Source organism: Paractinoplanes brasiliensis (assembly GCF_004362215.1).
In the GTDB taxonomy this organism is placed as follows: domain Bacteria; phylum Actinomycetota; class Actinomycetes; order Mycobacteriales; family Micromonosporaceae; genus Actinoplanes; species Actinoplanes brasiliensis.
The window spans coordinates 1,305,939-1,331,335 of record NZ_SNWR01000001.1 but is presented as its reverse complement, the minus strand read 5'-3'; the positions used below and the strand labels follow the sequence as shown (position 1 = coordinate 1,331,335).

The window sequence follows — 25,397 nt, the reverse complement described above, 5'->3', positions numbered from 1 at the left end:
CATCACCCCGGTAACGCCCCCGAAAGGAAAACCATGAACGACGCTTCCCTCGCCGGTGACGGCCTCCAGTTCGTCCAGCGTGACGGACGGTGGGCCGACCTCGAGCGGCTGCGCGGCGGCAACCCGATGTACGACGCCACGATCGAAGAGATCAAGGGCCGTCGTATCCGGGTCGGCGACCACTGGCTGGCCGACTTCGCGTCCTGCAACTACCTCGGCTTCGACCTGGAGCCCGAGATCATGGACGCGATCGCCCCCGAGGTCGCGCGCTGGGGCACCCACCCGAGCTGGTCGCGCCTGCTCGGCAACCCCGCCCTCTACCCCCAGATCGAGGAGAGGCTGACCGCCCTGCTCGACGCCCCCGACACCCTGGTCCTGCCGACCATCACGCACATCCACATGTCGGTGCTGCCGATCCTGGCGGGCAAGGGCGTGATCTTCCTCGACGCGCAGGCCCACAAGACGATCTACGACGGTTCCGTGTACGCCCGTGGGCTCGGCGCCACCGTGCAGCGGTTCCGCGCCAACGACCACGAGCACCTGCGGGAGCTGCTCAAGGCGGCCCCGGCCGGGGTGCAGAAGGTCGTGGCGATGGACGGCGTCAACAGCATGACCGGCAACGCGCCCGACCTGAAGGCGTTCGCCGCCGTGGCCCGCGAGTACGGCGCCCTGCTCTACGTCGACGACGCGCACGGCTTCGGCGTGATCGGCGAGCGGGCCGCCCACGAGAAGAGCCCGTACGGCCTCAAGGGCAACGCGATCGTCAAGTACTCGGGCGAGACGTACGACAACGTCGTGCTCGTGGGCGGCTTCTCCAAGTCGTACTCGTCGCTGCTGGCCTTCCTGGCCCTGCCGACCTGGCTCAAGAACCACCTCAAGGTCTCGGCCCCGCCGTACCTGTACTCGGGCCCCGCCCCGACCGCGTCGCTGGCCACCGTCAACGCCGGTCTCGACCTCAACGAGAAGCGCGGCGACGACATCCGGGCCGACCTGTACCGCAAGACCATGACGGTGCTCGACCACGTCCGCGGCCTGGGCGTCTTCACCCCGAACACCGGCAGCACGCCGGTGATCGAGCTGCCGCTGGCCGAGGGTGAGGACATCGACGTCGTCGGCCGGCTGCTGTGGGACCGCGGCATCTACGTCACGCTGGCCGCGTACCCCCTGGTTCCCCGCGGCCAGGTCGGCTTCCGGGCCCAGATCACCGCGGCCAACAGCGACGAGGAGATCGGCGAGCTGAACGCCGTCATCACCGAGCTCGCCGCCGCCGGCAGGTTGCGCCGCGCCGAGCAGTGATCTTCCCCGATCCACCGGCGCCGCTGCGGCGTCGTCAGTAAGCACCGTCACAGCATCTTTTCGATGAGGTCGGCTGCTCGGTGCGCGCCGCCCTCGGTGTGGAGTTGCTGCTTGAGGGCGGCGCAGCGGGCCTGGACGGCGGTGTCGGTGGTCAGGGCCAGCAGGTGGTCGCGGAGCTCGGCCGGGGTTGCGGTTTCGAGGTCGATTCTGTGGGCCACGCCCAGGGCGGTCAGCTGGTCGGCGTTGGTGAACTGGTCGGCGGCCTGCGGGGCGGCGATCATGGGGACCCCGCAGTAGAGGCCCTCGCTCGCGCCGCCCATGCCGGCGTGGGTCAGGAAGGCGTCGGCCTGCTCGAGGACGGCCAGCTGGGGGACCCAGGAGTGCACCTCGATCGAGGTGGGCACGTCGCCCAGCGCGACGGGGTCGACGCGGTCGCCGATCTGCAGGACGGTGTGCCAGCCGGGCAGGGCGCCGAAGGCCTCGACGCAGCGGCGGTAGAAGGCAGGGTGGTTGGTGAAGGCGGAGCCCAGCGAGACGAGCAGGACCTTCTCGGCGCCGGCGGGGCGCGACCATGAGCCCCGGTCGCCGAGGACGGGGCCGACGAAGTCGAAGACGGCCGGGTCGACACGGTCGGCGCCGGGCTGCAGGGCGCGGGGGATGAGCACCAGGCCACGGCTCGGGCGGCCCTGGAACGACAGGCTGTCCCTCGCGGACGAGTTCTCCGAGGCGAGCCACGCCGCGAACCGGTCGTAGTAGGCGGCCCCGCGCGGGTCGGCCCGCATCTGGTCGATCATCGGGGCCATCTCCTGCTCGTAGCCCTCCCAGGCCACGTACGTGGGGGAGAGCTGGACGGCGGGGATGCCCCACTGCTCGCCCAGCAGGCGGGCGGGCGCGCCGGCGATGTCGTAGAGGAACAGGTCGGGGCGGTCGGTGGCGTACGCGTCGCGCAGTTGCGGCAGCATCGCGATCGCGTCGTCGAGGAAGAGCGTGAGCTGGTCGATCGCATCCCCGGCCCAGTCGTCGTCGTTGGCAGGCAGTTTCGAGGCGTACGGCTTGAGTTCGGCCCCCATGGCGGCGACCGCGGACGCGAAGCGGGGGTCGTTGGCGTAGGTGACGCGGTGGCCGCGGGCGACCAGTGCCCGGATGACCTCGGCGCTCGGGTTGACGTGACCGTGGAACGGGATGCTGACCATCGCGATATGAGCCATGAGCGAGACGCTACGTATCGTCTCGCCTGGGTGTCAAGACGAGACGTCTCGTCTCGCGTGCGATAGGATCGACCCCGTGCCCGCTGCCGCCCGCCGTAACGAACAGTCCCGCCGCGCGATCCTCGACGCGACGCTGGCCCTGCTGGCCGAGACCGACTACGCCAAGGTGACGATCGAGGCCATCGCCGCCCGCGCCGGCGTCGGCAAGCAGACGATCTATCGCTGGTGGCGGCGCAAGGGCGAGGTGGTGCTGGAGGCGCTGGCCGAGCAGGCGATGCCCATGGCGCTGCCGGACAGCGGCGACCTCGAGGCCGACCTGCGCCAGGTCGTGCGCGCCACGGTGGCCGAGTTCGGCGACCCCCGGCTCTCGGCGACGACGCGGGCGCTGACCGTCGAGATGCTCACCGACGACGACCTCGCCGAACAGGTACGTGATCGCTTGCTGCGGCCGCAGTTGCACGCCGTACGGGATCGCCTTGCCGCCGCCCGTGAGCAGGGTCAGATCCGTACGGGGGCAGATCTTGACCTTGCCGTTGAGCTGATGTTCGGGCCGGTCTTCCATCGGTGGCAACTGCGCAACGGCCCGCTGGACGCGGAGTACGCCGACGCGCTGGCCGATCATGTGCTGGCGGCGTTGCGGCCCTGACTGGCAGGGTGAGGCGATGCGACGGTCTTGATGAGCTGATCCTCCCGGATCGTGGCCTCGGTGAGGGCGCCGACCGCCTCAAGGCGATGGACACGATCCGGGCGATCGTCAGTGACCTGTGACGATGGCCTCGGCCACGCGACGCAACTGGGCGTGATCGGGGTGGAAGCCGGCGGCGATGTCCGGGTGCAGCCCGGCCTTGGTGCGCTCGAACAGCTGCTCGGTCACCTCGTCGACGCTCTCCCCGGCGTACGAGTGCCGGATCTTGTCGGTGGCGGCCTGCAGCGCTGAGGTCAATTGATCCTCCAGCGGCCCGCGCAGCTTCTGCTCGACCACGTTGAGCGTGCGCGGATCCAGCGTGACCTGCGGCTCGGCCATGTCATCCCCCTATGTAGATCGGCGTGACGCGGGTACCCATCCGCGTCACGGGGTTAAACGCGCGCCCTCCGTCCGCGTTCCGGATGCATTACTGGTTTGTTTCCGCACCGCCTGGGGCAGGACAACCATGGCCGTCGAGTGATCCCGATCACTCGACGCGTTTCCGGCCGGATGGAGGGTCAATGGCGACAAACGACCAACATCCGCAGAGGCGCACCCTGCGCGTCCGGGCACTTGCGGCGGGGGCCGCGATCGCCCTGACGGCACCGTTGGCAGCCTGCGGATCCGATGACGGGGGAGTGCCCGTCCTCAACTTCTACAACTCGCCCGTCGAGAACATGCAGAGCGTCGTCGACCGGTGCAACCAGGAGGCGGCGGGCAAGTACAAGATCTCGTACCAGGTCCTGCCGCGGCAGGCCGACGACCAGCGGGTGCAGATGGTCCGCCGGCTCGCGGCCAAGGACGACAGCATGGACATCCTCGGCATGGACGTGACCTGGACCCAGGAGTTCGCCAGCGCGGACTGGATCCGGGAGGTCACCGGGGAACTCAAGAACGAGGTGGAGAGCGAGACGCTGGAACCCGCGGTCGCCGCCGCCCAGTACGAGGACAAGCTGTTCGCGGCGCCCAACAACACCAACGTGCAGCTGCTCTGGTACCGCAAGGACCTGGTGCCGAACCCGCCGAAGACCTGGGACGAAATGATCAAGATGTCCCAGCAGCTCAAGGCCGAGGGCAAGACCTACCAGGTGATGACCATGGGCGCCCAGTACGAGGGCCTGGTCGTGCTCTACAACAGCCTGGTCGCCAGCGTCGACGGCAACGTGGTCGACGAGGACGGTAAGAAGGCCGTGATGGACGAGGGCGCCGTGCGGGCGCTGGAGACGCTCAAGACGTTCGCGACCGCTGGTGTGACCAGCCCGTCGTTCTCGAACGCGGTCGAGGACGACGTCCGCCGCGCGTTCCAGTCCGGCGGCGGCGCGTTCCAGCTCAACTGGCCGTTCGTCTGGGCGTCGATGGTGCAGGAGGCCCCCGACCTGGCCAAGAACGTCGGCTGGGCCCGCTATCCGGCGATCGACGCGGACAAGCCGAGCAGGACCACCATCGGCGGGTCCGAGCTGGCCGTCAGCGCCTACAGCAAACACCCGGACCTGGCCTTCGAGGCGATCCGCTGCCTGCGGGGGCCGGAGAGCCAGCTGTTCCTGGCCACCAAGTCGGGCCAGGCGCCGTCCATCGAGTCGGTCTACAACGACCCGTCGATGAACGAGGCCTACCCGATGAAGGACGTGCTGCTCGACGAGCTCAAGACGTCGGCGCCGCGGCCACGGACCCCGGCGTACCAGAACCTGTCGACCGTGGTGTCGGCCGAGCTGTCCCCGCCGGCCTCCATCCAGCCGCGGCAGACCGCGGACTCGCTCCGTGAGTCGATCCAGGCCGCCATCGACTCGAAGGGAGTGCTGCCGTGAGCGTCGCTTCCCGTCAGAAGACCGCCTCTGCGGAAACCGCGGCTCCGTCGCCACAGAAAGGGCTGAGCGAGGGCAAGAGGCAGGAACGCCGGCTCGGCTGGCTGCTCTGCGCGCCCGCGGCGTTCGTCATGGTGGCCGTGACCGCGTACCCGATCCTGTACTCGATCTGGCTGTCGCTGCAGCGTTACGACCTCAAGTTCCCGGAGAACCGCGAGTTCATCGGGCTGGCCAACTACGCCACGGTGCTGAGCAACGAGTACTGGTGGACCGCGTTCGGCGTCACCATGCTGATCACGGTCATCTCGGTCGCCGTGGAGCTGGTGCTCGGCATGGGCCTGGCGCTGATCATGCACCGGACGATCATCGGGCGCGGTCTCGTGCGGACCAGCGCTCTCATCCCGTACGGGATCGTCACCGTGGTCGCCGCGTTCAGCTGGCGCTACGCCTGGACGCCGGGCACGGGTTACCTGGCCAACCTGGTCTCGCCGGACGGGGCGCCGCTGACCGAACGAGCCAGCGCCCTGGCCATCATCATCCTCGCCGAGATCTGGAAGACCACGCCGTTCATGGCCCTGCTGCTGATGGCCGGGCTGGCGCTGGTGCCGGACGACCTGCTCAAAGCCGCGTCGATGGACGGCGCCTCCTGGTGGCAGCGGTTCACCAAGGTGATGCTGCCGGTGATGAAGCCGGCCATCCTGGTCGCGCTGCTGTTCCGCACGCTCGACGCGTTCCGCGTCTTCGACAACATCTACGTGCTCACGGCCGGGGCCAACGAGACGTCGTCGGTCTCGATGATCGCCTACAACAACCTGATGAAGGGTCTCAACCTCGGCATCGGCTCGACGATGTCGGTGCTCATCTTCGTCACCGTGGCGATCATCGCGTTCATCTTCGTCAAGCTCTTCGGCACGGCGGCACCCGGCAGCACCGACGAGGGGAGGCGCTGATGGCGGCCGAGACCACCTCCGCCAAGGTCAAATGGGGTCTGCTCGACGCGGTCGTCGTCGTCTTCGCGCTGATCCCCGTGCTGTGGATCGTCTCGTTGTCGTTCAAGACGACCGCGACGCTCACCGACGGCAACTTCATCCCGCGCGAGTGGACGTTCGACAACTACAAGCTGATCTTCCAGACCGACCAGTTCGTCCGGGCCCTGATCAACTCGATCGGGATCGCGCTGATCTCCACCACGATCGCCGTCGTCCTCGGCACCATGGCCGCGTACGCGATCAGCCGGCTCGACTTCCCCGGCAAGAAGGCGCTCGTCGGCGTCTCGCTGCTCATCGCGATGTTCCCGCAGGTCTCGCTCGTGTCCCCGCTGTTCAACATCGAACGCAACCTGGGGATCTTCGACACCTGGCTGGGCCTGATCCTGCCGTACATCACGTTCGCCCTGCCGCTGGCGATCTACACGCTGTCGGCGTTCTTCAAGCAGATCCCGTGGGACCTGGAAAAAGCCGCCAAGATGGACGGCGCGACCCAGGGCGAGGCGTTCCGCAAGGTGATCGCGCCGCTGGCCGCGCCCGGAGTCTTCACCACGGCCATCCTGGTCTTCATCTTCTGCTGGAACGACTTCCTGTTCGCCATCTCGCTGACCTCGACCGAGCGGTCCCGCACGGTTCCGGTGGCGCTGTCGTTCTTCACCGGCGCCTCGCAGTTCGAGGACCCCACCGGGGCCATCTCGGCGGCAGCCGTGACGATCACGATCCCGATCATCCTGTTCGTGCTGTTCTTCCAGAGGCGCATCGTCGCGGGCCTCACGTCCGGCGCCGTGAAGGGTTAGGTAACGATGGCTGACATTGTTCTCGACAAGGTGACCAAGAAATACCCGGACGGGACCACGGCGGTGCACGCGGTCGACCTGGAGATCGCCGACGGCGAGTTCATCATCCTGGTCGGGCCCTCGGGCTGCGGGAAGTCGACCACCCTCAACATGATCGCGGGGCTCGAGGACATCTCGTCGGGCGAGCTGCGGATCGCGGGGAGCGGGTCAACGACAAGGCGCCCAAGGACAGGGACATCGCGATGGTGTTCCAGTCGTACGCGCTCTACCCGAACATGACCGTGGGCGAGAACATGGCTTTCCCCCTGCGTCTCGCCAAGTTGGACAAATCGGTTATCAAGGAGAAGGTGGCCGAGGCGGCCCGGGTTCTCGAGCTGACCGAGTACCTGGACCGCAAGCCGGCCAACCTGTCGGGCGGTCAGCGTCAGCGGGTCGCGATGGGCCGGGCGATCGTGCGGTCACCGAAGGCGTTCCTCATGGACGAGCCGTTGTCGAACCTCGACGCCAAGCTGCGGGTGCAGATGCGCACGCAGGTGTCGCGGCTGCAGAAGCAACTCAACACGACCACGGTGTACGTGACCCACGACCAGACCGAGGCGATGACCCTGGGCGACCGGGTCGTGGTGATGCGGGGCGGCTACATCCAGCAGGTCGGGGACCCGCAAACCCTGTACGACAACCCGGTGAACCTGTTCGTGGCGGGGTTCATCGGCTCGCCGTCGATGAACTTCCTGCCCGCCACGGTCGAGGAGTCGCTTCTGCGTACGCCGCTGGGCGACCTGCCGCTGGGTGACCGGCTGCGGCAGGGACTGAGCGGGGCGGACGCTCCCCGGCAGCTGATCGTGGGGATCCGGCCGGAGCACTTCGAGGACGCCAACCTGATCGAGGAGCACCAGCGGGAGAAGGGTTTCGAGTTCACCGCCCCGGTCGACCTGGTCGAGTCGATGGGCTCGGACAAGTACGTCTACCTGACCGTCGAGGGGGAACACGCGGTCGCCGCCGACCTGGAGGACCTGGCCGCCGACGCCGGCGGGGCCGACCTGCCGCCGCAGGACAACCTGGTCACTCGCCTGTCGGCCGAGTCCCGCGTACGGGACGGCGGCGAGGCCCGCATCTGGATGAACCTCAACAAGATCCACCTGTTCGACCCGGGCGACGGCCGCAACATCACCCTCCACGAGGGCAAGGCCGCGGGGGTGTCCGCCTCCTGAACCGCATCGGCGAGCGCCCGGCCCTGTGCCGGGCGCTCGGCACGTCCCCCGGCGGTCAGACCAGGCCCGCCTCGTGCATCAGCACGGCGGCCTGCGCGCGGTTGTTGAGCAGCAGCTTGCCGAGCACGCGCGAGACGTGCCCTTTCACCGTCGACACCCCCATGCCCAGCTCGGCGCCGATCTCCGCGTTGGACCAGCCCCGGCCCAGCCCGACTGCCACCTCCCGCTCCCGATCGGTGAGCGTGTCCAACCGCTTGATCGCCTGAGACCGCCGTGACCCTTCGGCAGTGCTCGCGACCAGGTCGACGATCGGCCGCAGCATCCGGCCCGAAATCGCACATTCGCCCCGCGCCGCCGCCCGGACCGCGGCCATGATCTCCCGCGGCGGCGTGTCCTTGAGCAGGAACCCGCAGGCCCCGTTCCTGATCGACTCCACCACGAGCTCGTCCACGTCGAAGGTCGTCAGCATGACCACCTCGGGCGGGTGGGGCAGGCGCCGGATCCGCCGGGTCGCCTCCACCCCGTCGACCCGCGGCATCCGGATGTCCATCAGCACCACGTCGGGCCAATGCGCTCGCACCGCCGTGACCGCCTCGTCGCCGTCGCCCGCCTCACCGACCACGACGCAGCCACTGTCCCCGCCGAAGAGCAGCCGCAACCCGGTCCGGACCATCGAGTCGTCGTCAACCAGCAGGAGCCGCACCGGACGCTGAATCACTGGTTGCACGGCAGCCAGGCCTCCAACCGGAACCGGCCGTCCTCGGCGCCGTACTCCACTCGCCCCCCGGCGAGCGCCACCCGCTCGCCGACCCCGGTCAGGCCTGTGCCGGACCCGGGCACTTCGTCGCCGCCGGGCTCGTGAAGCAGCGAATTGGTGACCAGGATGCGCAGGTCGCGATCGCCCCCACCGTCCAGTCGCACCTCGACGTCGCCGCCGGGGGCGTGTTTCCGCGCGTTGGTCAGCCCCTCCTGCACCACGCGATAGGCCGTCCGCTCCAGTTCCTCGGAGGGCACCGAGCGCGGCGCCACCCACACGTCGATCTTCATGCCCGACGACCGGGCCTCGGTCAACAGGTCGGGCAGGTCGGAGAAGCGCGGCTGCGGCGGCTCCACCCGGACACCGCCACGATGCCGACGGCGACCGTCGTCCCCGCGTCCGCCGACCAAACCCACGCCGGCCACCTTGTGTGCGCCGGTATCGCCCTCGGCGCCGCGGTGGCTCGTGCCGGGCCCGAGGAGACTGCCCAGCACCACGATCGTGTCGTGCATGCTCGGGCCTGCCCGTGATGCGTCTTCGACGTCAGTGTCGTCGTTGCTGTAGGCGTCGGCGCGCCTGCCGTCAACGCCACTGCTGTGAGCGCCGATGCCGGTGGTGGTGGCGGGCTGACGGAGGATGCCGATCACCGAGCGCAGCTCCTCCAGGGCCAGGTGGGCGCTGACGCGGATGGCTCGGGCGGCCGTGGCTATCTCGTCGGGGGTGGCGTCCGTGCGTACCTCGAGCGCCCCGGCGTGCAGGCTCACCATCGACATGCGGTGGGCCAGCACGTCGTGCATCTCGCGGGCGATGCGGGCGCGTTCGGTGAGCCGGGCCCGCTCCATGCGCATCTCGGCCTGGGCCTGCGCGTTTTCCGCCTCGGCCCGCAACGACGAGGTCAGGTGCCGGTAGGCCTTGAGGAACAGGCCCCACCCGACCGCGGCCAGCCCTGTGACCGCCCGCATCAGCAGGTCGACCCAGAGATCGAACGGCGGGTCGTGCTGAAGCGCGTAATAGACGACGCCGGTGAGCACGTGGACCGCGGCCAGGACGAGCACCAGCCGCGCGCGGCGCCGGATCGCGACCGTGAACAGCGCGACCAGGATCGGGCCGGTCGCCATCACCGAGATGACGCCGAACGGGAGCAGGGCCAGGCACACAGCCAGCGGCCGGCGGCGACGTGCCAGCAGGGCCGGCGTGCAGGCGAGCCCGATTGCCACGTCGGCCTGCCACGGGATCGCCGCGTGGACCGAGGTCGCGTCGCCGAGCGGCACCATGAGCGCGCCGTAGGCCAGGGCGGACAGCACTGCGACGACATCGGCTGTGCGGTCGCGCAGCGTCGCACGCGGGCTGCCCGGCGGACCGGGCACCAGCAGGGCGAACAGAAGCGACGACATGAGCGAAGCCTACGGAGCCCGGAGTCGTTTGAGGACCTACCAAAGTACTGGGTCGGCCCCGTACCGAAGACGGCTGTGCTCCCGGGCGCCGAGCACCATCCTCACCGGCATGACATTTCTTCCGGCGCTCCTCTGGACCGTTCCCGCAGCTGCCTGGGGCGTGGTCGCGGGGTGGTGGACCCCGCGTGGCCCCCTCACCGTCAGTCAGGCGCTCTGCTCGGTCGCCGTCAGCGCGGCGGTGGGCTGGGCCGCCGGCCGCTTCGGTCGTTCCCGCCTCGTCTGGCTGGTCGTCCCGGTCTCCTTCCAGCTGGCGCTCGAACTGACCCGTTCGGGTGTCGTTGGTCCTTCGGCCGAGCTGCCGCACGGCAGCCCGTTCGGCGTGACAGTGCTCGTCGCCGGCCGGGGAGTGCAGGCGGTGCTGACCCTCCTGCCGATCCTGCTGGGCCTGGCGGCCGGTCGCGGGGTGAAAAGGCGGGTGAGCCGGGTGCTCTATGCGTTTCCGGCCGCGGGCCTGCTGCTGTTCACGGCGGCGCTCGCCGTTCCCGCTCGCACGGCCACGATTCCCGGCGGTGTCGCCGAGCTGGCCCGGGTGGGCAGGCTCGGCGTGATGATCCGCGGGGCACACCTGGACGCGCCGGTCCTGCTCTTCGTGCCCGGCGCGCCCGGCGGTTCGGAGCTCGGCAACGTCCGCACCCGTCTGGCCGCCGTCGAGCAGCGTTTCGTGATGGCGACCCTCGATCGGCGTGGCGGCGGCTCGTCGTACCCTGCGCTCGACCCGACGTCGCGCGTCACCCTCGATCGTCTGGTCGCCGACATCGTCGAGGTCACCGACTACCTCCGCGAGCGCTTCCGGCAAGACAAGATCTTCCTGTACGGGCATTCCGGCGGCTCGCTGCTGTCGGTGCTCGCCGTCCAGCGCCATCCCGAGAAGTTCCGTGCCTACATCGGCTCGGGCCAGGCGGTGAACCTGCCTGCCGGCGACCGCATCTTCTACGACGACATCCTCGCGTGGGCTCGCTCGGAGGGACGCGACGAGGTCGTCCGGCAGCTCACCGAGCAGGGCCCTCCGCCCTATCCGGACGTGTGGGGCTACGAGCCGATCATGCTGTACGAGAACGAGGCGTACCACCAGCGGCCGCCGGCCTTCGGGCTGGGTGTCCGGGAGTTCACGCTCCTGCAGAAGATCCACGTGCTGAACGCGATCCTCGACACCTGGGACGTGATCTATCCCCGCATGCAGGCCGTCGACCTGCGCCGCAATGCCCCGAGCCTGCAGGTGCCCGCGTGGTTCGTCATGGGCGCGGACGAGATGCGAGGGCTGCAGGCGCTCTTCGACGAGTGGTACGCCGAGCTCCGGGCACCCACCAAGAAGCTCGTGGTCGTGCCCGGCGCGGGTCACGCGGTGCCCTTCGAACAGCCCGGTCGCTTCGTCGAGGTGCTGGACGATGTGCTGGCCGGGTGAGTGGGGCCGGTGGCCCAAGCGGAGGCTCTCGATCCCCTTGAACCACCGGCAACCCTCTTCGCTACCCGTTCGTGGCGGGACTAATCACTCCGGAGAGGACTTGTGGCAGAAGTTCGGCCAGCACGGCCAGACCGTCCCTGCTCAGCACCGATTCCGGGTGGAACTGCACCCCGGCGAAACCCGTCCCGCGCACGGCGTGCACGGTCGAGTCCCCGGGGTCCCGCGCGATCTCCACCATCCCGTACGCGGTGTCCAGCTCGCCGGCCGGCGCAAGCGCGGAGAAGCTGGAGTAGAAGCCGACCCGCCGCGTGGCGCCGAAGAGCTCGATCTCGCGGGCCAGGCCCTGATAAGGCGAATCCCGCCGGTGCAGCCGCAGCCCGAGCAGCGACGCCAGGATCTGGTGGCCGAGGCAGACAGCCAGCAGCGGCCGACCCTCGGTGAGCCGGGCCTCGATCAGGGCCCGCATGGCCGCCATCTTGGGGTCCGCGAGATCGCCGGGATCGCCCGGCCCCGGTCCCGCGATCACGAGATCCGCCGCCGTCACCTCCGGGGCGGCGGCAGCGGACCAGGGCACAAGCGTGACGGCGAGGCCCAGGGCCTTCAGCTGGTGGGCCAGCATCCCGGTGAAGGTGTCCTCGCCGTCGACGATCACCGCTGTGCGGCCGGCCAGCTCGGGAACGACGAGCGCCCCGGGCGCTCGCGAATCGAGCCAGAAGCGGGCCAGGTTGTCGTTGCGGGCAGCCAGGGCGGCCTGAACCTCGGGGGATTCGGCCTCGGCGCGGGTGGGCTGCGGCCGGGCGGGGACCGCGCCCAGCGCGGCGAGGACCCCGGCGGCCTTCGTGTGGGTCTCGGCGACCTCGCCGGCCGCGGTCGAGTGCCGCACGAGCGTGGCGCCGACAGGCACGCGCAGGTCCCCGACGGGCGAAATCTCGGCCGTGCGGATCAGGATCGGCGCGTCCAGCGTCTGGCGTCCCTGGTCGTCGTGGTCGAGCAGGGCCAGCACGCCCGCGTAGTAACCGCGGCCGCGGCGCTCGTGGCGGGCGATCACCCGGCAGGCGTTCTCGATCGGGCTACCGGTCACCGTGGGGGCGAACATGGTCTCGCGCAGCACGTCACGCACGTCGAGCGAGCCACGCCCCGCCAGCAGATACTCGGTGTGGGTGAGGTGGGTCATCTGCTTGAGGTACGGGCCCGCGACCTGGCCGCCCTGCTCGGCGACCGTGGCCATCATCTTCAGCTCCTCGTCGAGCACCATGTAGAGCTCCTCGACCTCCTTGGGGTCGCGCAGGAAGTCGAGGAGCCGGCCCGAGCCGTTGCGGAAGGTGCCGCTGATCGGGTTCATCATCGTGATGCCGTCGGCGACGCTGACGTGTCGTTCGGGCGTGGCGCCGACCAGCGTACGAGTGCCCGTGTGCACCAGGAACGTCCAGTAGGTGCCCTGCTCGGAGGCGAGCAACCGGCCGAAGGCGGCCCGGGCGGCGGCGACCGGGTCCCCGTCGACGGTGGCGCGGAAGACACGGTGGATCACGAAGTTGGCGCCCTCGCCGTGGCCGATCTCGTCGCGCAGGACGTCCTCGACGATGGCGCCGTACTCGTCGTCGGAGAGGTCGAACCCGCCCTCGCTGACGCTCAGCGGGCTGGGCGGGAAGGCGTCGAGCGGCTCGAGCCGGGAGGACCGCACGACGAGGCATTCCAGCGGCGCGGCGTCGTCGACGCAGTCGAAGCCGCGCTCGGCGATCTGCCGATAGGGGATCACGGCGAGCGTGGGCCGGCCGCGATGCAGGGGGATGTCGTCGAGCGCGGACACGGTGATCACGTCACCGGTGAACACCTCGACGTGGTCGGCGCCGTCACGGTGCAGCAGGGCGAACGGTTGCATGGTGGTCCTCTTCCGGGTCTCGGCGGGGCCGGCCGAGGACAGACCATGCAGAAAACGGCCGCCTCGGGGAGGCGGCCGCGTGGTGAGTTACGCGCGAAGATCGTGGCCGCCGGTCAGGCGGGCCACCAGTTCAATCGCGCGTACAGCATGGGGAGGAGCGTACGGCCCGGCACGATCGCCGCACCACCCCTGTCCCAAATTTCCCCCGAGCGGGCCCTATGCGGCGAAGGCGGAGCGGACGGCGTTCCGGGCCCAGAGCATGCGGTCGGTGGCGCAGTCGGGGTGTTCACCGAACTCCTGGGCCACCAGTTCGGCGCAGCGGGCCTCGCCGAGGCGGGTGACGGTGGCGGCGACCGCTTCCCGGATCAGCTCGGGGGTGGGTCGCTGGGAACGTTGGACGTCCGAGACGAACAGGGCTTCGCAACGGATGTCATCGAGGACGGCGTTCATGGGAACCTCCTGCCGGGTGAAGTCAGCGCGGTCTGCAATCAGAACACCGGAGCGGGGATGCAGCTCCGCTGCACAGTCGTTGCGCCTCGGTTGCGGAGCGACCGTCGATCACGGCCGACATGTGCGCAGCGTCCGTCGATGTGCCGCGCCCGCGCCCGGCATTGGCGCAGCGCGCGTTGGATTCGCCCCGGCCGCGGTCGGCATTTGCGGAGCGGCCGCACAACCCGGACCAACCGGATATGGTCCCGATAAGTACCGAAAGAACCGCATCCTAGCCGAGGGAGATTGTCGTGACGGTGATCCTGGTCGCCGACGACGACGCCGACATCCGCGATCTGGTGGCCTTCAAACTCGAGCAGGCGGGTTTCGAGGTGATCGCCGTCGAGGACGGGCAGTCCGCCGTCGAGCAGGCACGCATCCGGCAGCCCACGCTGGCGGTGCTGGACGTGTCCATGCCGGGGTTGTCGGGCATCGAAGTGTGCCGGATGCTGCGGTCCGAACCGGCGACAGCCGGGATCCTGATCATCATGCTGACCGCCCGCGTGCAGGAGCAGGACGTCGAGGGCGGGTTCAACGCCGGCGCCGACGACTACGTGACCAAGCCGTTCAGCCCGCGCGAACTGGTGTCCCGCGTCCAGGCCCTGCTGACCCGGGCCCGGACGTGAGGGCCGGGTGGGCGGGCGTACGTCGGGACGATGCGACGTGACGGGTCCGTCGGGAGGCTGCTGAGCCGGGCGTTCGCGGTTCTGGTCGCGCTCATCATCGGGTCCGGTCTGGTCGGGCTGGCCGCGGTGCTGGTGCAGCACCGGGCCGTGCAGCAGCTGACCGGCGAGGTGCAACCGTCGCAGCTGGCCAACGCGGGGCTGCGCTCTGTGCTCACCGACGCCCAGCGAGGGCTGCGCGGCTACCTGCTCACAGGCGACGAGCGGATGCTCGACACCTACCACGCGGCGCGCCGGGACTTCACGGTCGCCGGCGACGAGCTCCGCCGGCGCAGCCAGAACCGGGACGCGGACGCGGCGGCCCGCCAGATCGACAAGGCGAACCTGTGGTGGGTTCTGGCCGAGAGGGAGCGCCTCGAACCGCCGCGCAGCCGGGCCGCGATCGACTTCGCGGAGCAGGCAAGCCCGCTGTTCCAGGATTTCATCTCGGCCAACGAGGAACTCCGCCGCACGCTGGCCGCCCGCGCCGGCCGCCTGCGTGACCAGGCCCACTCGCTGCAGGCGGCGGCGATCGCGGCCATCTCGGTGCTGACCGTGGCGGCCGCGGTGATCGCCGTCGTCACGGCGGTGTGCACGAGCCGCCGCATCACGCGGCCCCTCGATGCGGTGGTGCGGACGCTCGATGCCGTACGGGCGGGAAAGCTCGACGCCCGTGCCGACGTGACCATCGGGCCGGCCGAGATCCGCGCGGTGGCCGAGGCCGTCAACGCGGCCGCGGAGCAGAGCGAGCACATCAGGCGCCGGGAGGAGCAGGTCAGCGCCCGCCTGCAGGCCCTCGACACCGTCAAGAACGACTTCATGGCGACCGTGTCGCACGAGCTTCGCACGCCACTGACCAGCATCTCCGGCTATCTCGAGCTGATGCGCGACAGCGCTCCGGACGAACTGAACGACGCTCAGCGCCGCATGCTCGAGGTGATTTCGCGGAACGCCAAACGCCTGCGGGACCTGATCGAGGACCTGTTGACGCTGTCGAAGATCGAGTCGGGCGGTTACGGCAGCGACCGCACCCCGCTCGACCTGGCCCGCACCGTCGACAGGGCGCTGGTCGCGCTCGGCCCGGTCGCCGCGAAGGGCTCGGTCGGCCTGCACCTGGACATCCGCGGTCCGCTGCCGGTGCGCGGCGACAGCGGCCAGCTCGACCGGGTGCTCGAGAACGTGCTGTCCAACGCCGTCAAGTTCACCCCACCCGGCGGCACGGTGACGGTACGCGCCGAACGCCTCGACGACCGGGCCGTGCTCACGGTCGCCGACACCGGGATGGGCATCCCCGCCGACGAGCAGCAGGCGTTGTTCGTCCGGTTCTTCCGCGCCACCAACGCCATCAAGCAGGCCGTCCCCGGCACCGGCCTGGGCCTGGCGATCGTCCGCACGATCATCGACAACCACGGCGGCGCCATCACCGTCGAGTCGACCGAGAACGTCGGCACCACCGTCACCATCACGCTGCCCCTGGAACCCGGCTCCGGCGGTCACCCCGGACGGACCAGCCCCGTCTCGTAGGCGTACACCACCGCGTGCACACGGTCCCGCAACGCCAGCTTCGTCAGGATGCGGGAGACGTACGTCTTGACGGTCTCGGAACCGATCACCAGGGCGCCCGCGATCTCGCCGTTGGACATGCCGGTGGCCATCAGGCGCAGCACCTCCAGCTCGCGCGGCGTCAGCACCTCGGCCGCCACGGCGCCGCCGGACAACGAGGCCGGGCGGATCCGCTGCGCGAACCGGCCGATCAGGCGACCGGTCACCGCGGGGGCGAGCAGCGAATCCCCGGCCGCGACCGTGCGCACCGCCGCCGCGAGTTCGGGCGGGGCCGCGTCCTTGAGCAGGAAACCGCTCGCCCCGGCGTTGAGCGCGGCATAGACGTACTCGTCGAGGTTGAAGGTCGTGACCACCAGAACCTTGATCGGGTCGGCGGCCGCGGGGCCGGCCAGCTGGTGGGTGGCCTCGATGCCGTCCATCACCGGCATGCGCACGTCCATCACCACGACGTCGGGCCGGAGCCGCAGGGCCAGGTCGACTCCGGTGCGGCCGTCGGACGCCTCGCCGACCACTGTCATGTCGGGCTGCGCGTCGAAGATGGTGACGAAACCGGTGCGTACGAGGGCCTGGTCGTCACAGACCAGCACCTTGAGCGTCACGGTGAGGCCTCCGTGGGGATGTGGGCGGTGACGGCGAAGACCTGGTCGGGCCGGGGGCCGGCCGTCAGTTCGCCGCCGAACACCTCGACCCGCGCGCGCAGTCCGGCCAGCCCGCGCCCGGAGCTGCCGGCCGGGTTGCTCGCGCCGTCGACGGGATCGGTGGTGACCTCGATGCGCACGCCGTCGGGCCGGTGGTCCAAGCGCACGACGGTCCGGCCGCCGGGCGCGTACTTCATCGCGTTGGTGAGGCATTCCTGCACCACGCGGTAGGCGGTGATCTGGCGCCCCTCACCCAGCGGCGCGGGATGGCCGTCCTCGACCAGCTCAACCGGTTGTCCAGCGCCCCGAACCTGCTCGACGAGCAGCGACACATCCGACATTCCCGGCTGCCGATTGCGCGGGGCCTGCCGAGAGAAACCGGCGGGCGGGTTCGCGGCGGGGTGCTGGGAGGGGGCCCGTGGGTTCGGGGCGGTGAGGGGGGAGCGTGGCTCGGGGGAGCGGGGAGCCGCGGATGGCGGTTGCAACCCCGGAGCCGGCCCTGGAGAGGGCGTAGGTGGCCCGGATGGGTGCGAGGGTGACTCCAAGGAGGCTGCAGGCGACCCTGAGGAACGTGCAGGCGACTCCGGGGAGGTGGAAGCGGTGGGCGGATCCAGGCCGGGAAAAGGCGAGGCCGTGCGAGGGGCGGGTGGGTGCTGGTCCGGCGAGGGGGAGGGCGGACCGGATGCGCTCGGGGCGGGAGAAGGTGAAGGGTGGGTCGGGGAGGCGGTCACGCGGTCGGGGTTGAGGACTTCGAGCAGATCGCGGAGTTCGGCCAAGGCCCGGCGGCCGGTGTCGCCGATGGCGGTCAGGCTCTCGGCGGTGCGGGTGGGGTCGGCTGTCAGGAACTGTGCCGCGCCGGCCTGGACGACGATTGCTGTGACGTGGTGGGTCACCACGTCGTGCAGTTCGCGGGCGATGCCTGCCCTTTCGGCGGCTCGGATCTCGGCGGCGACCCGGCGGGCGCGCTCGGCCTCGAGAACCCGTCGGCCCCGCGTCCAGGAGCCGGCTGCCCACGCGCCGCACAGGCAGAGGAAGAAGATCGTGTAGTCCGACGGGGACGCAGTGGAGCCGGCCGACTGCAGGCCACGGACCAGACCGGCGTACGCCACCGCGGCCGCGACCGCTGTGGCGGGGCGGAACCGGGACAGGTGGGCCGCCGCGCTGAAGAGGGCGATGATCAGGCCGATGCTGGCGAACGTGCCGTAACCCCGGAGCTCCTGGACCACGAACCCGGCCGCCACGATCGTCAGGGTGATCGCCGGCGCGCGGCGGCGGAACGTCAGCGGCAGCGACATGGCGAGCGCGGCCACCACGGCGAGCCCGTCGACAGGGCGGATCGGCAGCTCACCGAGCCGGGTGCCCTGGCCGGACAGCGGCGGGACGAAGGCCAGCAGCGCCAGCGCCAGGGCGAGCAGCCCGTCACGGACCGGCACCGGGCGGGCCCGCCAGCCCGCGGCCCAGCGCGCCCAACGCCGGGCCGGCGGGGAGAACCCCTGGGCCGCCGGGGCGGAGAAACGCCGGGCGGCGGACCAGCGCCGCGCCGTAGGGGCGGGGGAGCGCTGGGCCGTCGGGGCGGGACGCCGGAACACGGGGGCAGCGTAGCGGCCGGACGTCACCGCCAGGAGGCCCTGTGGACAAGGCCGCGGCGACGGGCCGTACGGAGAAGGAAGTAAGCTGCCGTCAGGCACACCAGCACGGCGTAAATGCTGGCCTCGGGCCCGAAACCACCGCCGCTGACGATTGCCGGGCCGTGCGGGGTCCCGGTGAGCAGGCCGCCCACGGTGCCACTCGAACCCGAGGTGGTGGCCCCGAAGATGCCGGACTCGGCGAAGTTCCAGCCCAGGTGCAGGCCGATCGGCACCCACAGGTTGCGGAAGAGCACGTACGCCGCCCCGAGCAGCAGGCCGGCCTCGACCGCGATGGCCAGCGCGCCCCACAGCGTCGCTCCCGGGTTGAGCAGGTGCAGGCCGCCGAAGAACGTCGCCGACACGACCAGCGCGACGACAGTGCCCGCCCATTCCTCGACGATCCGGAACAGCACGCCCCGGAACAGCAGTTCCTCCAGGGTCGCGACCCCCGCCATCAGCCCGAACGTCGCGATCATGTCGCCGATCGAGCCGTAGCCGCCGAACCGCCAGCCGTTGCTGACGACGATCAGCAGCATGAGCGCGGAGAAAAGTGCCAACCCTGTCCACAGGCCGCGCAGCAGCCCTTCCCGCATGGTCGTCCGGTCCAACTCGGTCACCGGCCGCTGTTCGAGCCACCCCACCAGCCGGACATAAAGCACCAGTGCCGCTCCCGCGACGGCGAACCCGGCCAGGACGCCGGTGATCGGGTTGCGGGCGGCGAACACGGCCACCGGGGCCAGGAGCACATCCGCGGCGAGGAACGTCACGAACAGGAAGAACAGACGGAGCCCGATCGGGCGGAGCAGGCGCGGAACCTTGGTCATCGACATGGGAAAAACGCTATGGACGAGCGCCTTCGCCGGAGTCACCGTGCGGTGGGCAATCGGGGGTAGCTCGTCCGGGGGATGCCGCCCCGCGACGATCACCTAAAGTATCGACGGGGATGCCCTGTGTGTGAGGGTTTGATCCTGCGGGCAGAAGGCGGCACTATGCTCCGGTGCGGCGATCCCGAAACCTCCTCATTGCTGTGGCGGCGGCCGTGATCCTCGGCGGCGGCGGCCTCATTGCTCTCGGTATGGGCGGCGACGACAGCGGTGGCGCGGTCGCGGCGCTGACCGGCAAGGACAAGAAGCCGGCCGGCCCCAGCCCCGAGGAGCTGGCGCGGATCGAGCGGGCGAAACGCGCCAAGCAGCTCGACGCCGCCCTCAAGCAGGTCGCGGCCGAGACCCCCGATTTCTCGGTCGCCGTCATCGACCGGAAAACCGGACAGACGTACGCGTATCAGGGCGCGACGAAGTTCGACACCGCCAGCATCGTCAAGGCCCAGATCCTCGCGTGCGAGCTGCTAAAGGCGCAGGACGCCGACCGCGAGCCCACCGAGAGCGAGATGGCGCTGGCCAAGCCCATGATCCAGTTCAGCGACAACAACGCGACGACCGAGTTGTTCGAGCACCTGGGCGGCAAGAGCGCGATCACCAAGTGCAACAAGCGGATGGGCCTGACCCAGACGACAGTGAACCGGGCCTGGGGCCTGACCAAGACCACCGCGACCGACCAGGTCAAGCTGCTGACGCGGCTTGTCGACCCGCGCGGCCCCCTCGACGAGAAGTCCCGCAAGACGGCGTTCACGCTGATGAACACGGTCGCCGACGAACAGGACTGGGGCGTGCCCTCCGTGGCCAAGCCGGGCGAGACCACCACGGTCAAGAACGGCTGGGACACCCGCTCGGCCGACGGCGGGCTGTGGGCGGTCAACACGATCGGCCGGGTCACCTCGCCCGACGGCAATGTGGACGTCTCGGTGGCCGTGCTGTCGCACAACAACCCGTCGATGGACAGCGGCATCGCCCTGGTCGAGAAGGTGGCCCAGCTGACGCGGGAACACCTGAAGTACTGACGGTCACCCGCCGGGGCTGACCAGGCCGGTCTCGTAGGCGACGACGACCGCCTGGACCCGGTCGCGCAGCTGGAGCTTGCCGAGGATGCGGGCCACGTGCGTCTTGACCGTGGCCTCGGACAGGTGCAGCTCGGCCGCCAGTTCGGCGTTGCTCAGGCCGCCGGCCAGCCGGCGCAGCACCTCGGTCTCGCGGGGTGTGAGGGTGGCCAGGTCGCGGTGCACCGTCGTGGTCTGCGGTTCGCGGCGGGCGAACCGGCTCACCAGCCGCCGCGTGATCGCGGGGGCGAGCAGGGCGTCGCCGTCCTGGACGGTGAGCACGGCGGCGACCAGGTGTTCCGGGGTGACGTCCTTGAGCAGGAAACCGCTGGCCCCGGCGGCGAGCGCGGCATAGACGTACTGGTCGAGGTCGAACGTGGTCAGGATGATGATGCGTGGCGCCGCGGACGCCCCGGTGAGGATGCGGCGGGTTGCCTCGAGGCCGTCGAGCTCGGGCATCCGCACGTCCATCAGCACCACGTCGGGGCGGGTGCGCCGGACGGCCTCGATCGCCTCGGCGCCGTTCGCGGCCTCGGCCACCACGTCCACCCCGGCCGCCGTAAGGATCATGCGGAAGCCAGTACGGACCAGCGCCTGATCGTCGGCCACCACCACGCGCACCGTCACGCCGACTCCACGGGGATCACGGCCTCGACCAGGAAGCCCTCGCCGGGCCGGGCCTCGGCTCGCAGGGTCCCACCGTAGACGGCGAGCCGTTCGCGCAGGCCGATGAGCCCGCGCCCGCCCGTCGGCCCGGTGGCGGCGAGGCCGGTGGGCTCGGTGTTGGTCACCTCGACCCGGAGCTCGCCGGGGCCGTGTTCGACCAGCACCATGGCGGTGGCCCCGGGCGCGTGCCGCACCATGTTCGTCAACGCCTCCTGCACGACGCGATACGCGGTCAGCCCGACGCCCGGCGGAATCGGCCGTTCCTCGCCGAGCACTGTGAGCAGCACCGGCACCCCGGCGTCACGCATGCGCCCGACCAGCGCGGGCAGCCCCTCTATGCCCGGCTGTGGCGCTTCCACCGATATGGCCGCCGGCTCGGACAGCAACCCCATCACGTTGCGCAGCTCGGTCAGCGCCGACCGGCCGGTCGCCTCGACCGCGAGCAGTGCCTCCCGCGCCTCGTCGGGCTGCGCGGCAAGCACCGCCCGGGCCGCTCCGGCCTGGATGACCATCACGCTGACGTGGTGCGTCACCACGTCGTGCAGCTCGCGGGCGATCCGGGCCCGTTCGCCGTCGACCGCGTCACGCAGCGCCTCGGCCTGGGCTCGGGCCTCGGCGGCGATCCGGGCCCTGTCCTCCCCGGCCCGCCGCTGCCACACGTAGTTGCCACCGGCCGCGGCGGTCAGCGGGGCCAGCAGCAGGAACGGCAGGTAGTCGCCGCCGGGCACGTCGATCACGGTCAGCCCGATCAGCGCCGCCACCGCGATACTGGCCAGGGCGGGCGCACGGTAAGGGCTGTGGGCGGCCGCGCTGTAAACGGCGATCAGCGACGCGACCACCACACACGGGTAGAGGTTGGGCTGCAGTTCGCCCTTGCTCAGCAGCGCCAGCACCGACGCCAGCACGGTCGCCCAGAGCACACCCAGCGGGTAGCGGCGGCGCAGCACGAGCGGCGCGCACAGCACGAAGACGAGCAGCAGCGCCCCGAGGTCCGATTCCTGCGGTGGCTGCGGCATCCAGGGGTCGGGCGGCATCGGCGGGAACGTCGGCAGTGGCCGCAGGATCGCGGCGTCGTCGGTGGCGGCCTGGAAGCAGACGAGCCCGAGCACCAGGGCCAGCGCGGCGTCGAGCAGCAACGCGCGCCAGCCCGGTCGCGGCAGGGGTCCGGTGGCCTGCATCCGTTTCACCGGCTCATTCTGGCCCGCTGCCACCGGCCCGGTCATCGGTCCCTGGGACTACATCCCTGGGTTGACGACGGACGCGGATCCGCCTTCTACGGTACGGCCGATGCGTCGCCTGACGGACGCGCACGGACCCGGCCCGGCCCTAGCGTCACAGCGGCCGGCCCGGCACAGGGCGACGCAGCGACCCACATGAAGGAGCACGCCATGACCGACCCGGTGATCGACCTGCGCGGGGTGACCCGCCGCTACGACGACGGCCCGCCCGCGCTGCACGACGTGTCGCTGACCGTGAAGCCGGGCGATTCCGTGGCCGTGCTCGGCCCGTCCGGCAGCGGCAAGTCCACGTTGCTCAACCTGATCGCCGGGCTGGACCGGCCGGACGAGGGCACGGTCACGGTGGCCGGCACCCGGGTCGAGACGCTGGGCGAGGCGGCCTCGGCCCGGTTCCGGCGCGCGCACATCGGGCTCGTCTTCCAGTTCTTCAACCTGCTCGACGACCTGACCGTGCTCGACAACGTGCTGCTGCCCGCGCAACTCGCGGGCGGTTCGAGGAAGCAGGCCCACGACCGCGCGACCGGGCTGCTGCACTCGCTGGGGATCGCCCGGCACGCCGACGCGTACCCGGGAAGGCTCTCCGGTGGGGAACGGCAGCGCGTCGCCGTGGCGCGGGCGCTGGTCAACCGACCGGCGTTGCTGCTGGCCGACGAGCCGACCGGCGCGCTCGACACCGCCTCCGGCGACGACGTGCGGCGCCTGCTCAACGACCTGCACGACAGCGGGCAGACGATCGTGCTGGTCACGCACGACCTGCGGCTGGCCGAGGCGTGCGCCACCCGTACGGTCGCCATGCGCGACGGCCGCGCTGAGGAGGAGCGATGAGGAGCCTGCGGCGTAAGCGGCTGCAGACCTTGGTGATCGCGCTGGTCTCCGCGGCCGCTGTCACCGCCACCGTGCTGGGCGCGGGCCTGCTGGTCGCGTCGCGGGCGCCGTTCGACAACTCGTTCGCCGCTCAGCGCGGGGCGCACCTCACCGTCCAGCTCGCCCCCGGTGTTCAGCCCGCCGAAGTGCCCGGAGTGGTGGCGTCGGCCGGCCCGTACCCGGTCCTTGACCTGCCCTTGCAGGGGCCGTCGCTGACCGTGGTCGCCCGTGCCGAGCCCGGCGGGGCCGTCGACCGGATCGAGGTGACCGAGGGGCGCTGGGCGACCGGCCCGGACGAGATCGTGATCGGCGACGGCGGGTTCCGCATGCCGCTCGGCGAGCGACTGACCACCCGCGACGGCGTGACGCTGAAAGTGGTCGGCGTGGCCCGCTCGGTCAGCGCCACCGCTACGGCGTGGGTGTCACCGTCCGCCGTGGACAAGCTCGGCAGGGTCCAGGGCACTCAGATGCTGTACCGGTTCGCCGCCGCGGGCACGGCCGCCGAGGTCGAGACCGCTCGCGCCGCCGTCGAGGCAGCCCTGCCGGCGGGTGCGGTCGCCGGCGCGCGGTCCTGGCTCGACGTCCGGCAGCAGGCCGTCGAGCAGGCCGCCGTGTTCGTGCCCTTCCTCGTTGCGTTCGCGCTGCTCGGCATCGTGATGGCGGTGCTCGTGGTGGGCACGGTGATCGCCGGCGCGGTCGGGGCGGCCACCCGGCGCATCGGCATCCTCAAGGCGCTCGGCTGCACCCCGGCCGGGATCGTCCGCGCGTTCGTCGCCCAGGCTCTGATCCCGGCGGCCGCCGGCGGGGTCGTGGGCGCGCTGGCGGGCAACGTGATCGCGCTGCCCGTGCTGGCCGAGACCGAGCAGCTGTACGGGTCCTCCGGCGCGGCCATCGCCTGGTGGGTGACCCTGGTCGCGACAGGCGGGGTGCTCGCCGTGGTGGCAGTGAGCGCCTGGGCGGCGGCGCTGCGGGCCGGACGGCTGCGCACCGTGGACGCCATCGCGGTCGGGCGCGCGACCGGACCCGTACGCGGCCGATGGGCGGGACGCCTCGCCGCCCGGCTGCCTTTGCCACGCCCTGTGGCGCTCGGGCTGGCCCGGCCGTTCGCGCGTCCGGTGCGGACGACGGCGATCCTGCTGGCCGTGGCGACCGGGGCGGCCGCGGTCACCTTCGCCACCGGGCTGGCGGCCTCACTGGTGCGCATCCAGTCCGCGATCGAGCAGGACAACGCGGACGTGTTCGTGGCGGGCCCGCCCGGCGCCGCCACCGACGCGCTCCCCGTGATCACGGCCCAGGCGGGGACCCGGGCTGCGTACGGGCTCGGCCAAGCCCCGGGAACGGCGCCCGGCGTCAGCGATCCGTTCAGCGTCACCGCGATCAGCGGCGACGCCGCCTGGGACGGCTTCGTGATGGTGAGCGGCCGATGGTTCACCGCGCCCGGCGAGGCGGTGGCCGGCGCGCAGTTCCTGAGCGCGACCGGCGCGCGAGTGGGGGACACCGTCCAGATCAAGGTCGAGAACCAGCCCGTACGCCTGCACATCGTCGGCGAGGTGTTCGAGACCAGCGGGGGCGTGTTCACCGCGGCCGCCACGATCCCCGACCTGAGGCCGGGGGAGTGGCGCATCGCCCTGACCGGCGGAACCGACAAGAACGCGTACACGGATGCCCTGAACGCCGCGCTGGCCGGCCGTGACCTGTCCGCGCACCCGAACGGCGGCGAGATCGACCCGCTGCTGGCCGTGGTGCAGGGCCTGACCCTGACGTTGACGCTGCTGCTGCTCGCGGTGGCCGCGCTGGGCGTGCTCAACATGCTGGTTCTCGACCTGCGCGACCGCGTCCACGACCTGGGAGTGCACAAGGCGCTCGGCATGACCCCACGCCAGACCGTGGCGATGGTGATCGCCTCGGTCGCCGGGGTGGGCCTGCTCGGGGCCCTGCTCGGCGTGCCGGCCGGCATCACGATGCAACGCCTGGTCGTCCCGGCCATGGCGGCGAGCGGCGGCCTCAACCTGCCGGACTCGCTGCTCGACGTGTACGGACCGATGCTGCTCGCCGGGGTGGCGTTGGGTGGGCCGGTCATCGCGCTGCTGGGCGCCCTGCTGCCGGCCGGGTGGGCGGCCCGGACCCGTACGGCGACGGCTTTACGGACGGAATAGCGTGCGCAGGGCGGCTCGGCGTTCGTCCCGGGTGGCGGCCAGGAAGGCCTCGAGCCCCCGCACCAGCAGCGGCGGGTGGGTGC

General features: G+C 71.0%; 23 protein-coding genes and 1 pseudogene. 13 read left to right on the top strand and 11 right to left on the bottom strand.

Annotation, left to right across the window (positions count from 1 at the left end; all coding sequences use genetic code 11):
* The first annotated feature begins 33 nt into the window (after nucleotides 1-33).
* Nucleotides 34-1,296 (top strand): aminotransferase class I/II-fold pyridoxal phosphate-dependent enzyme, encoded by a 1,263-nt coding sequence (locus tag C8E87_RS05575; RefSeq protein ID WP_133872084.1) that lies wholly within the window; start codon nucleotides 34-36, stop codon nucleotides 1,294-1,296.
* Nucleotides 1,297-1,343: 47 nt separating this feature from the next.
* Here the strand turns inward: C8E87_RS05575 and C8E87_RS05570 are convergent, their stop codons facing one another.
* A complete protein-coding gene (locus C8E87_RS05570) occupies nucleotides 1,344-2,504 on the bottom strand; it encodes a macrolide family glycosyltransferase (RefSeq protein WP_133872083.1) in 1,161 nt (386 codons plus the stop codon).
* A 76-nt stretch (nucleotides 2,505-2,580) separates the two neighbouring features.
* Between C8E87_RS05570 and C8E87_RS05565 the strand changes: the two genes are divergently transcribed.
* Nucleotides 2,581-3,150, top strand: a complete 570-nt coding sequence (locus tag C8E87_RS05565) for a TetR/AcrR family transcriptional regulator (protein ID WP_239080251.1) — start codon at nucleotides 2,581-2,583, stop codon at nucleotides 3,148-3,150.
* A 108-nt stretch (nucleotides 3,151-3,258) separates the two neighbouring features.
* Here C8E87_RS05565 and C8E87_RS05560 read toward each other — a convergent pair whose 3' ends face one another.
* Nucleotides 3,259-3,528 carry a hypothetical protein gene (locus tag C8E87_RS05560; protein WP_133872081.1) on the bottom strand — a complete coding sequence of 90 codons (270 nt, stop codon included), beginning with the start codon at nucleotides 3,526-3,528 and terminating at the stop codon, nucleotides 3,259-3,261.
* A 182-nt stretch (nucleotides 3,529-3,710) separates the two neighbouring features.
* On the opposite strand from C8E87_RS05560, the gene C8E87_RS05555 reads away from it, so the two are divergent.
* From C8E87_RS05555 to C8E87_RS46620, 5 genes and pseudogenes are all read left to right on the top strand, one after another.
* On the top strand, nucleotides 3,711-4,994 hold the full coding sequence (locus C8E87_RS05555) for an ABC transporter substrate-binding protein (RefSeq protein WP_133872080.1): 1,284 nt from the start codon (nucleotides 3,711-3,713) through the stop codon (nucleotides 4,992-4,994).
* A 62-nt stretch (nucleotides 4,995-5,056) separates the two neighbouring features.
* On the top strand, nucleotides 5,057-5,941 hold the full coding sequence (locus C8E87_RS05550; RefSeq protein WP_133876641.1) for a carbohydrate ABC transporter permease: 885 nt from the start codon (nucleotides 5,057-5,059) through the stop codon (nucleotides 5,939-5,941).
* Nucleotides 5,941-6,774, top strand: coding sequence for a carbohydrate ABC transporter permease (locus C8E87_RS05545; protein ID WP_133872079.1), 834 nt, complete (start codon nucleotides 5,941-5,943; stop codon nucleotides 6,772-6,774). The genes C8E87_RS05550 and C8E87_RS05545 overlap by 1 nt, the downstream gene beginning before the upstream one ends.
* A gap of 6 nt (nucleotides 6,775-6,780) precedes the next feature.
* Nucleotides 6,781-7,205 (top strand): annotated as a pseudogene (locus tag C8E87_RS45335) (ABC transporter ATP-binding protein); the annotation flags it as partial.
* A gap of 6 nt (nucleotides 7,206-7,211) precedes the next feature.
* Nucleotides 7,212-7,985: an ABC transporter ATP-binding protein gene (locus C8E87_RS46620; protein WP_341771754.1), complete on the top strand. Its 774-nt coding sequence runs from the start codon at nucleotides 7,212-7,214 to the stop codon at nucleotides 7,983-7,985.
* A 55-nt stretch (nucleotides 7,986-8,040) separates the two neighbouring features.
* Here C8E87_RS46620 and C8E87_RS05535 read toward each other — a convergent pair whose 3' ends face one another.
* Together C8E87_RS05535 and C8E87_RS05530 are read right to left on the bottom strand one after the other, a co-directional pair.
* Nucleotides 8,041-8,700 carry a response regulator gene (locus C8E87_RS05535; protein ID WP_133876640.1) on the bottom strand — a complete coding sequence of 220 codons (660 nt, stop codon included), beginning with the start codon at nucleotides 8,698-8,700 and terminating at the stop codon, nucleotides 8,041-8,043.
* Entirely contained in the window at nucleotides 8,700-10,136 is a 1,437-nt protein-coding gene (locus C8E87_RS05530; protein WP_239080252.1) for a sensor histidine kinase, read from the bottom strand. The genes C8E87_RS05535 and C8E87_RS05530 overlap by 1 nt, the downstream gene beginning before the upstream one ends.
* Before the next feature lie 109 nt (nucleotides 10,137-10,245).
* Here C8E87_RS05530 and C8E87_RS05525 point away from each other — a divergent pair, with 109 nt between their 5' ends.
* The gene (locus C8E87_RS05525) at nucleotides 10,246-11,598 is read left to right on the top strand and encodes an alpha/beta fold hydrolase (protein ID WP_133872078.1); all 1,353 of its coding nucleotides are present in this window, start codon (nucleotides 10,246-10,248) and stop codon (nucleotides 11,596-11,598) included.
* A 61-nt stretch (nucleotides 11,599-11,659) separates the two neighbouring features.
* Here C8E87_RS05525 and C8E87_RS05520 read toward each other — a convergent pair whose 3' ends face one another.
* Nucleotides 11,660-13,477, bottom strand: coding sequence for an anthranilate synthase family protein (locus tag C8E87_RS05520; RefSeq protein WP_133872077.1), 1,818 nt, complete (start codon nucleotides 13,475-13,477; stop codon nucleotides 11,660-11,662).
* Between the two features lie 216 nt (nucleotides 13,478-13,693).
* Entirely contained in the window at nucleotides 13,694-13,927 is a 234-nt protein-coding gene (locus C8E87_RS05515; protein ID WP_133872076.1) for a hypothetical protein, read from the bottom strand.
* A gap of 290 nt (nucleotides 13,928-14,217) precedes the next feature.
* On the opposite strand from C8E87_RS05515, the gene C8E87_RS05510 reads away from it, so the two are divergent.
* Together C8E87_RS05510 and C8E87_RS05505 are read left to right on the top strand one after the other, a co-directional pair.
* On the top strand, nucleotides 14,218-14,592 hold the full coding sequence (locus tag C8E87_RS05510; RefSeq protein ID WP_133872075.1) for a response regulator: 375 nt from the start codon (nucleotides 14,218-14,220) through the stop codon (nucleotides 14,590-14,592).
* Between the two features lie 30 nt (nucleotides 14,593-14,622).
* Complete coding sequence (locus C8E87_RS05505) at nucleotides 14,623-16,152, top strand: sensor histidine kinase (RefSeq protein WP_133872074.1); 1,530 nt, start codon at nucleotides 14,623-14,625, stop codon at nucleotides 16,150-16,152.
* On the opposite strand, the gene C8E87_RS05500 is transcribed toward C8E87_RS05505, so the two are convergent.
* From C8E87_RS05500 to C8E87_RS05490, 3 genes are read right to left on the bottom strand one after another with little or no spacing between them, the layout of a single operon-like run.
* A complete protein-coding gene (locus C8E87_RS05500; protein ID WP_239080253.1) occupies nucleotides 16,122-16,790 on the bottom strand; it encodes a response regulator in 669 nt (222 codons plus the stop codon). The two genes, C8E87_RS05505 and C8E87_RS05500, sit on opposite strands and share 31 nt — an antisense overlap.
* Complete coding sequence (locus C8E87_RS45325; RefSeq protein ID WP_239080254.1) at nucleotides 16,787-18,418, bottom strand: sensor histidine kinase; 1,632 nt, start codon at nucleotides 18,416-18,418, stop codon at nucleotides 16,787-16,789. The genes C8E87_RS05500 and C8E87_RS45325 overlap by 4 nt, the downstream gene beginning before the upstream one ends.
* A 23-nt stretch (nucleotides 18,419-18,441) precedes the next feature.
* A complete protein-coding gene (locus tag C8E87_RS05490; RefSeq protein WP_133872072.1) occupies nucleotides 18,442-19,287 on the bottom strand; it encodes a CPBP family intramembrane glutamic endopeptidase in 846 nt (281 codons plus the stop codon).
* Nucleotides 19,288-19,454: 167 nt separating this feature from the next.
* On the opposite strand from C8E87_RS05490, the gene C8E87_RS05485 reads away from it, so the two are divergent.
* Nucleotides 19,455-20,354 (top strand): serine hydrolase, encoded by a 900-nt coding sequence (locus C8E87_RS05485; RefSeq protein ID WP_239080255.1) that lies wholly within the window; start codon nucleotides 19,455-19,457, stop codon nucleotides 20,352-20,354.
* A gap of 3 nt (nucleotides 20,355-20,357) precedes the next feature.
* Here C8E87_RS05485 and C8E87_RS05480 read toward each other — a convergent pair whose 3' ends face one another.
* Nucleotides 20,358-21,017: a response regulator gene (locus C8E87_RS05480; protein ID WP_133872071.1), complete on the bottom strand. Its 660-nt coding sequence runs from the start codon at nucleotides 21,015-21,017 to the stop codon at nucleotides 20,358-20,360.
* Nucleotides 21,014-22,234 (bottom strand): sensor histidine kinase, encoded by a 1,221-nt coding sequence (locus C8E87_RS05475; protein ID WP_239080267.1) that lies wholly within the window; start codon nucleotides 22,232-22,234, stop codon nucleotides 21,014-21,016. Before C8E87_RS05475 ends, C8E87_RS05480 begins: the two co-directional genes overlap by 4 nt.
* A gap of 210 nt (nucleotides 22,235-22,444) precedes the next feature.
* On the opposite strand from C8E87_RS05475, the gene C8E87_RS05470 reads away from it, so the two are divergent.
* Nucleotides 22,445-23,119, top strand: a complete 675-nt coding sequence (locus C8E87_RS05470; RefSeq protein ID WP_133872069.1) for an ABC transporter ATP-binding protein — start codon at nucleotides 22,445-22,447, stop codon at nucleotides 23,117-23,119.
* Entirely contained in the window at nucleotides 23,116-25,314 is a 2,199-nt protein-coding gene (locus tag C8E87_RS05465; protein WP_133872068.1) for an ABC transporter permease, read from the top strand. The genes C8E87_RS05470 and C8E87_RS05465 overlap by 4 nt, the downstream gene beginning before the upstream one ends.
* Nucleotides 25,315-25,397: the final 83 nt, after the last annotated feature.